This window comes from Marinobacter sp. MIT930201, assembly GCF_047122665.1.
Lineage (GTDB): Bacteria > Pseudomonadota > Gammaproteobacteria > Pseudomonadales > Oleiphilaceae > Marinobacter > Marinobacter salarius.
Window position 1 is genome coordinate 1,120,073 of the sequence record NZ_CP138916.1, and the last position, 13,403, is coordinate 1,133,475.

Here is a 13,403-nt window from a genome sequence, read left to right on the forward strand (position 1 = left end):
CATTAGAGCCTGATCGGCATTCATCTCACCAGGAGCGTCCATTGGCCTATCTCACTTTGTTCATGACCGCACTGGCCGCAGCAACAATACTGCCGGCCTATTCGGAAATTCTCCTTGGCGGCATGGTGACTCAAGGCTATTCGCTCTGGTGGATATGGTTCTGGGCAACGGCGGGCAACACCGCAGGTTCGGTTATTAATGGGGTTATCGGCCGGCAGGTGGATCGCTTTAAGCACAAACGCTGGTTTCCGATCTCCGAATCCCAGCTCGAAAAGGCCCGCACCCGCTTCAACCGTTACGGGCAATGGTCACTGCTTCTGGGCTGGCTGCCACTGGGAGGCGACGCACTGACCCTGGTTGGCGGGATCATGCGCGTGCCATGGCTCAACTTTGTGATCCTGGTGGCCATTGGCAAGGGATTGCGCTACGGCTTGGTCATCTGGTTGGTGCTGGAAGCATCGGGGGTGCCGGGATCACCGTAGAGGTATTCCCGGAGCAGATCCTCACCGTTGAATTCCGCATTCAGCACCGCGATGAACGTATAGACACCAATCAACTTTCGGTTCAGGAATACAAATTCTTTCGGCGGCACCTTGAAATAGCGGCTGATGGCTGATCGCGCGGCCTGGCGCGCCACCCGCGACGGCAAGTCACTCTGCTTCCAGCGGTACTGGCCGCGGTCGTTCACTGCCTCATCGGGCCAGTTGCTGCGATCCCTGGAGAGAGGTTCCAATACCGACATGCAAACCTTGCCGAACGTGTCCAGAACGTCCTCGGGCCAATCCTGGCTCATGAAACGTAACCGGATACCGCCATCAACCACCCCCGGCAGGTCGCCCTCGTAGGAGGAGCGGATCATCTGGATGACCGGGTCCAGGAAGCTCGCGGAGTAGGCCTGTACCGCCCCGAAATCCAGTAGCACTATCTGGTCAGTTTCGCTGTTCGCGCCTTCCTCGCCAGCGATGCGGATCCGATAATTGCCGAAATTGGGATCGGTCTGGATTTCACCCCAGATGAACAGCTCACGGAAGAACAATTCCAGTGCGGCGCGGCCCAACTCGCTGCGACGATCAAGAGCAAGCTCCCTTACCGCCACTGAACTCACTGAGTGGCCCGGCTCGTAGGTGGAGGCGATGACATGGGCCGTGCAGTACTCGTCCAGAACACGGGGCACCACAAAACGAGGATCGTCCAGCAGCATCTGGCGGAACTTTTCGGTGGTACGGGCTTCAAGGCGGTAATCCACCTCCCGGTGCATCATGTCCCGCACTTCTTCCAGCCAGTCGTTGAACTCGGGGCCGAAGGAGACCAGGCGGGCTATCTTGAGCAGATGTGCCACTGCGTTTAGGTCACTGTCGACTGCTTCGTCAACGCCGGGGTACTGGACCTTGAGCACCAGTTCCAACCCGTCGCTACGCCGGCGCGCTCGATGAACCTGCCCCAGCGAAGCCGCACCAATCGGGTCCGGATCCACGTCCAGTTCCGCCAAACGGTCAGCACCCAGTTCAGCCTTAAGCACACGCTCGATCGACGGCCATTCCAGCCAGGTGGTCTGGTCTTCCAGGGTATGCAGTGCTTCGGTTACTTCCTCAGGCAGGAAGTGCTCGCCATAGAGAGCCATCACCTGCCCGATCTTGACGACACTGCCCTTAAGCTTGCCCAACTCGTCCACCAGGAATTCCGCCTGGCTGGATAGCATGGCCCGGTGCCGAGCCTCCCGCTTGTCCTTGCTGCTGAACCAGTTGGTGGCCATATGGGAGGCCATCCGGGTGCCTGCGAAAAGCCCCGCCCTGGTGAGGGTAAGCCGACGCTCAAAGCTGCCGGTCTTGATACGTGCAACAGATGTGCTTTTGGGTCTGGATGCCATCAAAAACCTGCTCGGTTCTGTAAGTGTTGGCGCTATCAGCCTTTATAACCATTATACGGATACCCGGGCCCGCAAACCTAACCGGCGTGCCGTCGATTCATTGCCCTTGGGGCCAATGCAAACCGCCTCTTCTGTGTTTACTTCTGTGGTTGGCGAAAGGTTTTACGTTTTTACACAGACCCCACGTCCAAAGCGGTTTAGTATAAAAATGTGGTCGATGACCTGGCCACTGATGCCCAAAAACAACAAGACAGCAACAATGACTCAGACCACCAGCAGACCCTCCGACACCAAACTGTCACAGTTCCGGGTGAAGGGTGAAATTCCGGTTCCGATGTTGATCGGCTGGCTTACTCTGGCAGCGGTCCCCATCCTGCTGTTTTTCGCATGGCGATCCCTGGATCGCGGAATTCCCGGCTCCGCCACAGCCCTGATCGTCTTTGCCGTGCTGCTCAGTGTCAATGGTATTGTTTATCTGCTCAGTCGCAACAGTACTCTGCAACGCCGCGGCTTTATTACCGCGATCACGATCCTCTTCACCTATCTGGCAGTCAATGCGGTGGAGGACGGCTCTGCCATTATCTGGCTGTTTGCCTATCCACCCATCATCTTCTACATCAGCGAAGCGAAAGTGGGCGTGCTTGCCTGTTCCGGCGGACTTGCGGGGGTTGCCTTGCTATTCAGCCCACTCGGGGACCTGGTATTCGATTCGCCGTACAGCACCAGCTTCCGACTCACCATGCTTGCGGTACTGGGGTTTGAGATGTCCACCTGCTACGTCCTGGACCAGAGCCGGCGGCGCAGCAAACTGGGGCTGCTGAAACTGGCTGCCGAGTTTGAATATGCGGCTAAACACGATGCGTTAACGGGGCTCGCCAATCGACGTGAAGCCCACGAGCAACTGGAAGCTGAGTATCAGCGTTACTTACGCAATTCGCGCGGTTTCTCAGTGTTGTTGATGGACATTGATCTGTTCAAGTCTGTCAACGACAACCATGGTCATCAGGTGGGGGATGAAACCATTGTGATGGTAGCCAGGACCTTGCGGGAACACAGCCGGAAGGTCGATACGCTGGCGCGCTGGGGAGGAGAAGAATACCTGGTATTGCTGCCTGAGACCGATACCGTTGAGGCCGTCCAGACGGCCAATCGCATACGCCAGACCATTGCATCAACGCCGATAGAGACCCAGGGCGGGAGCATCAACACCACTATCAGTGTCGGAGTCGCCACTATCCACGGCGCAGAGTCTGTGGACCGACTGCTACAGCGCGCCGACGAAGCACTTTATCGAGCCAAGACCCTGGGGCGTAACAAGGTGTGTGATTTCGAGGGTATACACGGCTAGCAAGGCAACCGCCTCAATCGGTACTTGGGCTTCGCGTTACCAGCCCGTTACCCGTCGAACAGCGCCACCCGCCAGGCCATTAACCAACTCATCCGACAGAGCAGGAGCAAGACCGGCAACGGTTGCCCCGGGGACGAAGTCGCTGACCTGACACATCGCCATGCCAGCATAGCCACAGGGGTTGATCCGGCGAAACGGCTCCATGTCCATGGCCACGTTCAGGGCCAGGCCGTGGAACGAACATCCTCGCCTTACACGCAGCCCCAGCGACGCAATCTTCGCTTGTTCCACATAGACACCCGGCGCATCCGGACGCGGCGCTGCCGCCACACCCATCCCCGCAAGGGTCCGGACAATGGCCTGCTCAATGACATCAACCAGGGAGCGAATTCCCAGGCGGTGGCGAGTCAGGTCTATCATCAGGTAAACCACAAGCTGGCCAGGGCCGTGATACGTTACCTGGCCACCGCGATCCACCAGTATCACCGGGATATCACCGGGGGCCAGTATGTGCTCGGCTTTGCCGGCCTGCCCCTGGGTGTAGACCCTTGGGTGTTCCAGCAGCCAGAGTTCATCGGGCGTGGAGGCGTCTCGCGAGGCCGTGAACGATTTCATCGCCTCCCAGGTTTCCAGGTAGGGCTGTTCACCCAGGTCACGAACGATCAGCTCGGCCATCAGGTTACAGCACCATATGAACCCGGCCGCTGGCCTTGAGTTCCTCGAACAGAGCTTTCAACTGCGGCTCGCCCGTGGCAACGATCTTGAGGTTTACCGAGGCAAACCGACCGCCGCGACTGTCTTTCACCGTAACGTCATCGTTCGAAATGCCAGGTGCATGCTGCTCCACGACGCCCACCACAAACTCCACAAAGTCTGGCGCGGCGTCCCCGATAACCTTGATCACGTAGTCACAGGGAAACTCGATTTTGGGTGCCTTTGGTTCGCTCATCCCGGTTTATCTCCTACAGGCCACTCGCGCCCTTACTCAAAGAGCTGAACAAAGAATAGTTTGATGGCGTCCCAGATCCGCTTGAAGAAACCACCTTCCGGGATATCGCTGAGTGCCAGCACCGGCTGATCCACGACCACATCATCGCCGAGCTTGACGGTCACCCGGCCCAATTCGTCGCCCATGGAAATGGGCGCCTTGATCACTGAGTCGAGTTCAACGGTGGATTCCAGGGAATCCCTTGAGCCTCGGGGAATGGTGACGTAAACATCTTCTGTCAGCCCTACGGACAGGCTATCGCTTGCCCCGCCCCATACGCGCGCTTCCAGCAGTTCCTGGCCAGTGCGGAACAGGCGCTCGCTCTGGTAATAGCGGAAGCCGTAGTTCAGCATTTTCTGGACTTCCTGGGCGCGGGACGAGGTGCTGTCTGTTCCCATCACCACAGCAATCAGGCGAGTGTCGTTGCGCTTGGCTGACGCCACCAGGCAGTAACCGGCTTCCTCGGTATGGCCGGTCTTCAGCCCATCAACACTGTCGTCACGCCACAAAAGGCTGTTCCGGTTTGGCTGACGGATATTGTTGTAAGTGAAGTGTTTCTGGGCATACAGCGGGTAGTTTTCCGGATAGTCGTTGATAATCGCCTTTGCCAAAAGGGCCAGATCGTAGGCAGTGGAGAAATGATCCGGGGCAGGCAAGCCGGTAGCATTGGCAAAACTGGACTCGTTCATCCCCAGTATCTGCGCCTGCTGGTTCATGATGTCGACGAACGCCCCTTCACTGCCGGCAATATACTCGGCCAGCGCCACTGAGGCATCGTTCCCAGACTGAATGATGACGCCCTTTAGCAGGTTCTCGACCGACACTTCCGTCCCTTCTTTAACGAAGGTCCGTGAACCCTCGGTTCGCCAGGCGTTCACGCTGATGGGCACCATGTCGGACAGGGAAATCCGACCCTCGTCCAGCTCCCGTTCCACGATATAGGCCGTCATCATTTTGGTCAGGCTGGCCGGGGGCAGACGCTCATGGCTGTTCTCTTCCATGATAATCCGTCCGGAAAGCGGGTCCATCAGGATATAGGAACTCGCCGCGATCTGCGGTGATGACGGAATCAGAACAGCCTGGGCCGCAACCGGCATAGCCGGAAGCAGAATCAGGAGCAGAACAGCAGAGAAGGCTCGGAACGCTTTATTTAGTGCCATGGGTCCATTCAGTTTCAAGTAAGTGACTGGTTCAATGAGTGTCGGTCAGAAGTATTGACTGACCAAATCCGTGATTTTCAAGCAGGCTCTGGGCTCTCAGGGCTTCATCCTCGTCCCTGAACGGCCCGACCTGAACGCGGTGAAAGCGGCCGGAAGCCGTTTCCACTTCCCTCACCCGCATTGGGTTTGCGACTGCACGCCGCGCCCTGTCCAGAAGGGCCTCGGCCGGGTTACGCTGGCTGAACGACCCCAGTTGCACAAACAGGGCCTCGCTGCCCGGCCCGGGATCCTTCAGGCGTTCGGCATCCACCGGAGCTCCAGATTCCGGGAACGGCTTGCCGGCAAGCGTCATCGAGCCGTCACGATTCACCGTGATGGCGGCCACCTCTACCCTGGCCGTACCCCTGCCCTGATAACCCAGCTTTTTGGCCGCGGCATAGGAGAGGTCAATCAGGCGATCCCCGTGGAAGGGGCCACGGTCGTTGACCCTAACCACCACCGAGCGACCGTTATCGAGGTTGGTCACCCGGGCGTATCCTGGAATTCTCAGGCTCTTGTGCGCCGCGGACATCTCGTACATGTCAAAAACCTCTCCATTCGAGGTTTTGTGTCCATGGAACTTCTCACCATACCAGCTCGCGGTGCCGCGCTGAACATAGCCATCGTTACTGCCCAGAACGTGATACTCCTTACCCCAGACCTGGTAGGGTGATTTGTTTCCAGCGCGGCGCGGCTCCTCAAATCGAGGCGTGGCATCGGCAAGCCCCGATGCATCGAAATTGCCTGAGGGCGCACGATCCTGGCTCAGGGTGTAGCGGGAGGAGTGGTCAGGCTCGGGCGATGATGCGCACCCGGCCAGCACCAGTACCCCTAAAACCAGTAGTAGAACATGGCGTTTCATCACGAGTTGTTACTATCTCCATTGTTTTCGTTTGCCAGCGGCCGCATCCGCTCTTCGAGCGCACCTGCCAACTGGTGCACCGCCATGGCGTATAGATGACTGTGATTGTAGCGGGTTATCACGTAAAAGTTATGGTAGGTCAGCCATAGTTCAGAGCCCTCGTCACCAACGAGACGGACCGCTCTGGCTTTGGCGTCGCCGGGCACATCCATTTTCGGGATGATACCCGCCTGCTGATAGTCGGTGACCGTCAACGTCGGTCTCAGCTCCCCGGTCAGCAATGGTGAGCTCTTTGGCAGACTGCCACTCACCCGTTCTGCCACAGGCTCACCGGTTTGCCAACGATGGGCGTGGAAATAATTGGCGACACTGCCGATGGCATCCACGGGATTGGTCAGGATGTCGGCAACGTCATCACCGTCAAAATCAAGCGCGTAATGCCGGTAGCTGCTGGAGATAAACTGACCGTACCCCATCGCCCCCGCATAGGAACCCGTCAACACCATAGGGTCGAAGCCCTGCTCACGGGTCATCAGCAAATACTGGACAAGCTCGCTGCGAAAAAAACGACTCCGGGGCGGATAGTCGAATGCCAGAGTGGCGAGGGCATCGAGCACCCGATACTTTCCTTTGTAGGTGCCATACCAGGTTTCGACGCCGATAATCGCCGCAACGATTGACGCCGGCACACCGTACTCACGTTCGGCGCGTTCAAAGGCTTCCTGATGTTTCCTGAGGAAACTGACGCCCTGCTCTATGCGTTCCTCACGCATAAAGATCCGACGGTATTCGTACCACTCAAGGGTTTTCTCAGCCGGTCGGCTGATGGCTTCCAATATCGAATCACGGCGCTGCGCATTGGCCAGTATTGCAGACACACGTTCGGCCCCAAATCCGTAGCGTTCCGACATTTCACGAACAAAGTCACGGCTTTCAGGTGTCTCATTGTAGGGGCCGGCCTGTAAAGGGGAAGCAAAGCACGCCATCACCCATCCGACACCTAACCAATAGCTGACAGCTTTCATGAATCCCCTTGACTGGCTTCGACTCGAGAACCTTTTCAATGCAACGTCACCACAACTGCGGCCTGTCACCGCGGCCAAGATTACCATGGCAGCGGACCCGGCAACCATTACTCCCTGTCCATGGTCCATGGTCGGTGCCCAGTCATCACGCACTGATCATCCGTCTATGAGTATGAACCGACATCAACACCCCAAACGCCGCCATCAGCGTTACCCCTGACGTTCCACCATAGCTGACCAGCGGCAGGGGCACGCCCACCACTGGCAGAAGACCACTGACCATCCCCACATTGACGAAGACATAGATAAAAAACGTCATCGTCAGCGCCCCCGCCAACAGCCGGCTGAAGGAATCCTGTGCCGTCGACGCAATGTACAGGCACCGCAGAACAATCAGGAGATAGAGCACCAGAAGAACCAGCATGCCCACAAAGCCAAATTCTTCCGCCAGCACCGCAACGATGAAGTCGGTATGGCTCTCAGGAAGAAACTCAAGATGGGACTGTGTGCCCTGGAGCCACCCCTTGCCATCCATGCCCCCCGAGCCAATAGCGGTCTTGGACTGGATAATGTTCCAGCCGGCGCCAAGCGGATCGCTCTGAGGATCCAGCAAGGTCAGTACGCGCTGCTTCTGATACTCGCGCATCACGAAGAACCACATCAGTGGTGCCGCCACTGACACCATGGCAAGAAAGGCGCCGATCAGGCGCCAGCCCATACCGGCAAAGAACACCACGAATATCCCGGCGGCGCCAACCAGTAACGAGGTCCCCAGGTCCGGCTGCAAGATGATCATTGCCATGGGAGCCAACACAATGAGCAACGCCACCGCCACATGGCGGAGTCTTGGAGGCAGGTAATGGCGCGAAAGGTACCAGGCGGCCATCATCGGCACCACCAGCTTCATCAGCTCCGAAGGCTGGAAACGGGGCAACCCGGGAATGGCCAGCCAACGCTGCGCACCCTTGGCACCAACGCCAACCAGCAACACCGCCGCTAGTCCTATCAGGCCGGCAACAAACAGCCAGGGCGACCAACGCCGGAACACCGCCGGGTCGAGTTGGGCGAACACAAACATCACCACCAGAGCCACGCCCATCCGGATGCCCTGGGCCTTCACGACCTCCAGGTTGCGGTCGGCCCCGCTGTACAAAACGAACAGCCCCCCCGCAATAAGGGTCAGCAACAGGAACAGTAGAATCGGGTCAATATGCAACGCCGACCAGATCCCCCTCGGGCTAGACAGGGGGTGACGTGCTGACTGATTTAACAGGCTACCGGCGGGCATCAGTTACTCCCTTCCCCGGGCGAGCCAGCCACGAGTTCACTGCCTGCCCCGGAGAGATCCAGCAACCAGGCATCAAACATGGCCCGTGCAACCGGCGCGGCGGTTCCGCTACCGCTACCACCGTTCTCAACGATAACGGCGACGGCGATCTTTGGGTCTTCCACGGGTGCAAAGCCGACAAACAGGGCGTGATCCCGCAGTCGCTCACGTATTTCCTCTTCGTCGTACTCTTCGTCCTCGGCCAGACTGAACACCTGCGCGGTACCGGTTTTGCCGGCCATCCGATAGGGCGCCCCCCTTGCTGCTCCCCGGGCCGTGCCTTTACTTCCGTGCATTACTTCGGCCATGGACTCCACAACAAACTCCCAGTCATCCGGATTTTCAAGTTCGATAGACTGGTGCGTCCCCGTCGGTAGCACCTCATCAATCGATTGATCCCCCTTGATGTCTTTCAGCAGCCGTGGCTCTGCCCAATGACCACGGTTGGCAATCACCGAGGTAGCGGTCGCCAATTGTAACGGCGTCGCCAACATGAACCCCTGCCCAATACCCAGGTTTACCGAGTCCCCGGGATACCAAGGCTCGCTATGAATAGCGCGTTTCCAGTCACTGGAGGGCAGCAGGCCGCTGAGGGCTCCGGCAACGTCCAGAGTGGCATCTTCTCCGAACCCGAAGTCGGAAAGGTATTTGTGCATGGTATCAACGCCCATGGTCACAGCCGCTTCGTAAAAATAGATATCACAGGACTGTGCCACCGCTGACTTCAGGTCTACCCATCCGTGGCCGCCCCGCTTCCAGTCGCGCCAGCGGCGGCCGCCGGAATTCAGCTGATAGTAGCCAGGATCCCAGATGGTCTTGTCCCGGGTAACGGCATTGCTGTCGAGCGCGGCGATAGCGAGCATAGGTTTGAGAGTTGAGCCTGGCGGGTATTGGCCCCGCAGGGCACGATTAAAGAGGGGCTTGTCCACGCTACTGCTAAGTGACCGATAGGCTTCGACACCTATGCCGGTGACGAACAGATTGGCGTCAAAGCCGGGCACACTGGCAAGAGCAAGGATGCCCCCGGTGGACGGCTCAATCGCAATAATGGCGCCACGCCGGCCATCGAGCAGGTCATGGGCCAGCCGCTGCAACCGCAAATCCATGTGCAACTGGACATCTTCCCCGGGCACCGGATTTTCTCGCTCCAGTACGCGCAGGGTTCGGCCTCGCGCATTGGTTTCCACGTGCTGGTAGCCGACCTGGCCGTGCAGGAGTTCTTCGTAGAAACGTTCCACCCCGGACTTGCCAATGTAGTTGGTGCCCGCGTAGTTCACCGGATCAATTCTCTGCAATTCCTGACGGTTGATACGCCCCACGTAGCCAAGGGCGTGGGCAGTCAGTGTACTGTGTGGGTAATACCGAACCAGTTCCGCAGATACCTCGACACCAGGCAATTCATGGCGGTGAACCGCCAGACGTGCGATTTCCTGTTCGTTCAGATCGTAACGCAGGGGCAATTCCTGGAACGGACGACGAGGCTCAAGCAGCCGACGCTGGAAGCGCTCCATATCCTCCTCGGAAATGCTCAGCATGCCCTGGAGCTTTGCGAGGGTTTGCTCCATATCACCAACTCGCTCGGGTACCAGCGTCACACTGAAAACCGGGCGGTTCTCCGCCAGCAAGACATCGTTGCGGTCATAAACCAGCCCGCGGGGAGGCGCTACGGACTGTACCTGAACACGGTTTTTGTCGGAAAGCGTGGTGTAGATGTCGTGTTCTACAACCTGCAGCTGATACATCCGGGCAATCAACACGCCCAGCAATACAAAGACCAGTAACAGCATGACGAATGCACGACGCTGGAACAGGCGCCGTTCGGCTGCGATGTCTTTGAACTCTCCCCAGGGCATATTGGCTTGGCTTCCTAGGCCCGGTGATAAGGATGGTTGCGAGTGACGGACCAGGCGCGGTAGAGCTGCTCGGCTAGAAGGATCCGCACCAATGGATGCGGCAGAGTCAAGGCAGACAGCGACCACAGCTGATCAGCCCTGTCCCGGCAGATGTCGGCGAGACCATCCGGCCCGCCGACAAGAAAGCTGACGTCGCGACCATCCAACTGCCAGTTCTCAAGCTGACCGGCCAATTTTTCAGTGGACCAGTTGCGGCCGCCAACTTCCAGGGCAATCACCCGGTCACGAGGGCCCAACGCCGACAGGATTGCGTCCCCCTCACGCTGCATCAGCCTGGGAATATCCGGATTCTTGCCACGATGGGCCAAGGGAATTTCCACCAGATCAAGGGACAACTCCGACGGCATCCGGCGGGCATACTCATTATACCCCTGGCTGACCCACTCGGGCATTTTCTGCCCTACACAGACCAGGCGTAACCGCATGATTATTCGCTACCCGCAACACCCAGATCGGGAGCATCACGCCAGAGGCGTTCGAGGTCATAGAACTCTCGGGTTGCCGGCATCATGACGTGAACCACCACGTCGCCGAGATCAACCAGAATCCAGTCACTCGCATTGGCGCCTTCCACATTGCTGGCACGAACCCCCTGCTCCTTCGCTTCGGACAACACCGAATCCGCCAGGGATTTCACATGCCGATTGGAGGTCCCACACGCAAGGACCATGTAGTCCGTTACGCTGGTTCTCCCCCTGACATCAATGATGCTTACGTCCTGCGCTTTGACGTCCTCAAGCGCACCCACGACCAGTTCTTTCAGTTGCTCTGCCTGCATAATCACCCTGTTGGACGGGCAGCGGCGAAGGCAGCCACCCGAAAAGTCATATTCAGACGGGATTGTAGCACTAAAAGTTCCCGTCCGGTCATGCGCCGTATAGTCTCTGGCGTTGAATTTCCCGCCACACCGGGTCGGGCAGCAGGTAACGGGGAGAATGGCCGGAAAGAATCCGATCGCGAATACCGGTCGCAGAGATATCAAGCAACGGTGGGTCGAGTTGCAAAATATGGCCACAAGGCGCGCGAAACAAGGCCTCTACCCGCTCGACTGACCGCTGGCTCAATAATTTCGCCGGCACACCTTCCGGTGCCAGACCTGGCCCCGGACGTTGCACGACGACAATGTGAGCCAGTTCGGGAATCCGCTCCCACTCCTGCCAGCGGTCGAAACCGGCGAAGGAATCCGTACCCAAAACCATGGCGAGCGGCTTGTCGGGGCCGATCTCCGCCCTCAGTTGCGTCAACGTCTCCGCGGTGTAAGACGCGCCTTCCCGCCCCAACTCGCGGTCATCCAGAGTCAGCCCGGGCTCGCCGGCAATGGCCAGCTCCAGCAAAGCCAGACGCTGCGCACTCGTGGCACCCGGCACGTCACGGTGAGGAGGCACGTGGCAAGGCATCAAAGCCACTTCCGACACCCCCAACCGCTCCCTTAGTTCGACCGCGAGCCGCAGGTGGCCATGATGTATCGGGTCGAAGGTGCCGCCATAGATCACATGCATGCGCAATCAGGTCCGGATGTGGCCGTCGCCAAACACCACGTATTTCTGTGATGTCAGACCTTCAAGGCCAACCGGCCCACGGGCGTGAATCTTGTCGGTGGAGATGCCGATTTCCGCACCGAGACCATACTCAAAACCATCCGCAAAACGGGTCGACGCATTGACCATGACGGAGCTGGAATCCACTTCCGTCAGGAATCGACGGGCCCGGGTATAGTTTTCCGTGACGATGCTGTCTGTATGCTGAGAGCTATAACGATTGATATGCTCAATGGCGCCATCAAGCCCGTCGATCACTTTTACCGCAAGCACCGGGGCCAGGTATTCCGTACCCCAGTCGTCCTCGGTGGCGCGAACAACATCGGGGAGAATATCCATTGTCTGCGGGCAGCCCCTGAGCTCCACGCCTTTGTCCCGGAAGGCGTCCGCCAGCAAGGGCAGAATATCGGCCGCAATTTCCTGGTCCACCAGCAGTGTTTCCATGGTATTGCAGGTGCCGTACCGCTGGGTCTTGGAGTTCACCGCGATGTTTAGGGCTTTTTCGGGATCAGCATGACTGTCGATGTACACGTGACAGATACCATCAAGATGCTTGATTACAGGTACGCGCGCATCACGACTGATCCGCTCAATCAGTCCCTTACCACCTCTGGGGACTATCACATCCACAAACCGGGGCATGGTAATCAGTTCGCCGACAGCCGCCCTGTCGGTGGTTTTCACGACCTGTACGGCACTTTCTGGCAGTCCTGATTCCTTCAACCCCTTGGCCAGGCAGGCTGCGATGGCCTGATTGGAATGAATGGCCTCGGAGCCCCCGCGCAAAATGGTGGCGTTGCCGGACTTCAGGCACAGACTGGCAGCCTCTACAGTCACGTTGGGCCGGGATTCGTAGATAATACCGATAACACCCAACGGCACACGCATGCGACCAACCTGTATTCCGGAGGGTCGATACGTCATATCGGTAATTTCACCAATCGGATCCGGCAACGAGGCCACCTGGCGCAGCCCTTCAATCATTGCATCGATGCGCGCCGGGGTCAGCTCCAGCCGATCCAGCATCGCTGCTTCAAGACCGTTGGCACGGCCACCCTCCAGATCCCTGGCATTGGCTGTGGCAAGCTCATCGCGCGCAGCGTCCAGAGCCTCGGCTGTTGCCAGCAACGCCTGGTTGCGAACAGCCGTTGTGGAGCGGGCCACAGCCCTCGCGGCCTGCCGTGCCTGCTGTCCTACCTCCGCCATATAAGCTGCAATATCCATCCGATTACCTTTCAATGTTAATACCGATTGTGCGAATCAGGGCCTAACTTTACCTTTCCCGTTTCAAGTACGCATCCCAAGCGATTATTATACCGGCCTGAGACACTTTATT

General features: G+C 58.3%; 14 protein-coding genes. 2 read left to right on the top strand and 12 right to left on the bottom strand.

Translation table 11 applies throughout. The annotated features are described in order from the left end of the window. Positions 1-41: 41 nt before the first annotated feature. A complete protein-coding gene (locus tag SIC19_RS05230) occupies positions 42-482 on the top strand; it encodes a YqaA family protein (RefSeq protein WP_036203863.1) in 441 nt (146 codons plus the stop codon). Here the strand turns inward: SIC19_RS05230 and SIC19_RS05235 are convergent. Next, positions 425-1,867: an ABC1 kinase family protein gene (locus SIC19_RS05235; protein ID WP_075194944.1), complete on the bottom strand. Its 1,443-nt coding sequence runs from the start codon at positions 1,865-1,867 to the stop codon at positions 425-427. The genes SIC19_RS05230 and SIC19_RS05235 overlap by 58 nt on opposite strands. Before the next feature lie 259 nt (positions 1,868-2,126). On the opposite strand from SIC19_RS05235, the gene SIC19_RS05240 reads away from it, so the two are divergent. Beyond that, complete coding sequence (locus SIC19_RS05240; protein WP_075194965.1) at positions 2,127-3,215, top strand: GGDEF domain-containing protein; 1,089 nt, start codon at positions 2,127-2,129, stop codon at positions 3,213-3,215. Between the two features lie 36 nt (positions 3,216-3,251). Here SIC19_RS05240 and lipB read toward each other — a convergent pair whose 3' ends face one another. From lipB to SIC19_RS05295, 11 genes are all read right to left on the bottom strand, one after another. Then, on the bottom strand, positions 3,252-3,890 hold the full coding sequence (gene lipB / locus SIC19_RS05245) for a lipoyl(octanoyl) transferase LipB (RefSeq protein ID WP_036203857.1): 639 nt from the start codon (positions 3,888-3,890) through the stop codon (positions 3,252-3,254). A gap of 4 nt (positions 3,891-3,894) precedes the next feature. After that, positions 3,895-4,164, bottom strand: coding sequence for a YbeD family protein (locus SIC19_RS05250; RefSeq protein ID WP_036203854.1), 270 nt, complete (start codon positions 4,162-4,164; stop codon positions 3,895-3,897). Positions 4,165-4,196: 32 nt separating this feature from the next. Continuing rightward, complete coding sequence (locus SIC19_RS05255) at positions 4,197-5,363, bottom strand: D-alanyl-D-alanine carboxypeptidase family protein (protein WP_075194943.1); 1,167 nt, start codon at positions 5,361-5,363, stop codon at positions 4,197-4,199. Positions 5,364-5,394: 31 nt separating this feature from the next. Then, positions 5,395-6,264 (bottom strand): septal ring lytic transglycosylase RlpA family protein, encoded by an 870-nt coding sequence (locus tag SIC19_RS05260; RefSeq protein WP_286847835.1) that lies wholly within the window; start codon positions 6,262-6,264, stop codon positions 5,395-5,397. After that, entirely contained in the window at positions 6,264-7,289 is a 1,026-nt protein-coding gene (gene mltB, locus SIC19_RS05265; protein ID WP_286810061.1) for a lytic murein transglycosylase B, read from the bottom strand. Before mltB ends, SIC19_RS05260 begins: the two co-directional genes overlap by 1 nt. Positions 7,290-7,434: 145 nt before the next feature. After that, positions 7,435-8,577 (bottom strand): rod shape-determining protein RodA, encoded by a 1,143-nt coding sequence (gene rodA, locus SIC19_RS05270; protein ID WP_036203842.1) that lies wholly within the window; start codon positions 8,575-8,577, stop codon positions 7,435-7,437. Further along, on the bottom strand, positions 8,577-10,469 hold the full coding sequence (gene mrdA / locus SIC19_RS05275; protein WP_286810060.1) for a penicillin-binding protein 2: 1,893 nt from the start codon (positions 10,467-10,469) through the stop codon (positions 8,577-8,579). Before mrdA ends, rodA begins: the two co-directional genes overlap by 1 nt. 14 nt (positions 10,470-10,483) lie before the next feature. Then, complete coding sequence (rlmH, locus tag SIC19_RS05280; RefSeq protein WP_036203836.1) at positions 10,484-10,954, bottom strand: 23S rRNA (pseudouridine(1915)-N(3))-methyltransferase RlmH; 471 nt, start codon at positions 10,952-10,954, stop codon at positions 10,484-10,486. Positions 10,955-10,956: 2 nt separating this feature from the next. Further along, positions 10,957-11,307, bottom strand: a complete 351-nt coding sequence (gene rsfS / locus SIC19_RS05285; protein WP_036203834.1) for a ribosome silencing factor — start codon at positions 11,305-11,307, stop codon at positions 10,957-10,959. A gap of 88 nt (positions 11,308-11,395) precedes the next feature. Beyond that, entirely contained in the window at positions 11,396-12,028 is a 633-nt protein-coding gene (gene nadD / locus SIC19_RS05290) for a nicotinate-nucleotide adenylyltransferase (RefSeq protein ID WP_412535586.1), read from the bottom strand. 6 nt (positions 12,029-12,034) lie between these two features. Further along, a complete protein-coding gene (locus tag SIC19_RS05295) occupies positions 12,035-13,291 on the bottom strand; it encodes a glutamate-5-semialdehyde dehydrogenase (protein WP_036203825.1) in 1,257 nt (418 codons plus the stop codon). Positions 13,292-13,403: the final 112 nt, after the last annotated feature.

What these genes read in the sequence shown, in the direction of transcription:
- SIC19_RS05235 (WP_075194944.1), bottom strand. Translation starts at nt 1,867, where the DNA reads ATGGCATCCAGACCCAAAAGCACATCTGTTGCACGTATCAAGACCGGC.
- SIC19_RS05240 (WP_075194965.1), top strand. Translation starts at nt 2,127, where the DNA reads ATGACTCAGACCACCAGCAGACCCTCCGACACCAAACTGTCACAGTTC.
- lipB (WP_036203857.1), bottom strand. Translation starts at nt 3,890, where the DNA reads ATGGCCGAGCTGATCGTTCGTGACCTGGGTGAACAGCCCTACCTGGAA.
- SIC19_RS05250 (WP_036203854.1), bottom strand. Translation starts at nt 4,164, where the DNA reads ATGAGCGAACCAAAGGCACCCAAAATCGAGTTTCCCTGTGACTACGTG.
- SIC19_RS05255 (WP_075194943.1), bottom strand. Translation starts at nt 5,363, where the DNA reads ATGGCACTAAATAAAGCGTTCCGAGCCTTCTCTGCTGTTCTGCTCCTG.
- SIC19_RS05260 (WP_286847835.1), bottom strand. Translation starts at nt 6,264, where the DNA reads ATGAAACGCCATGTTCTACTACTGGTTTTAGGGGTACTGGTGCTGGCC.
- mltB (WP_286810061.1), bottom strand. Translation starts at nt 7,289, where the DNA reads ATGAAAGCTGTCAGCTATTGGTTAGGTGTCGGATGGGTGATGGCGTGC.
- rodA (WP_036203842.1), bottom strand. Translation starts at nt 8,577, where the DNA reads ATGCCCGCCGGTAGCCTGTTAAATCAGTCAGCACGTCACCCCCTGTCT.
- mrdA (WP_286810060.1), bottom strand. Translation starts at nt 10,469, where the DNA reads ATGCCCTGGGGAGAGTTCAAAGACATCGCAGCCGAACGGCGCCTGTTC.
- rlmH (WP_036203836.1), bottom strand. Translation starts at nt 10,954, where the DNA reads ATGCGGTTACGCCTGGTCTGTGTAGGGCAGAAAATGCCCGAGTGGGTC.
- rsfS (WP_036203834.1), bottom strand. Translation starts at nt 11,307, where the DNA reads ATGCAGGCAGAGCAACTGAAAGAACTGGTCGTGGGTGCGCTTGAGGAC.
- nadD (WP_412535586.1), bottom strand. Translation starts at nt 12,028, where the DNA reads ATGCATGTGATCTATGGCGGCACCTTCGACCCGATACATCATGGCCAC.
- SIC19_RS05295 (WP_036203825.1), bottom strand. Translation starts at nt 13,291, where the DNA reads ATGGATATTGCAGCTTATATGGCGGAGGTAGGACAGCAGGCACGGCAG.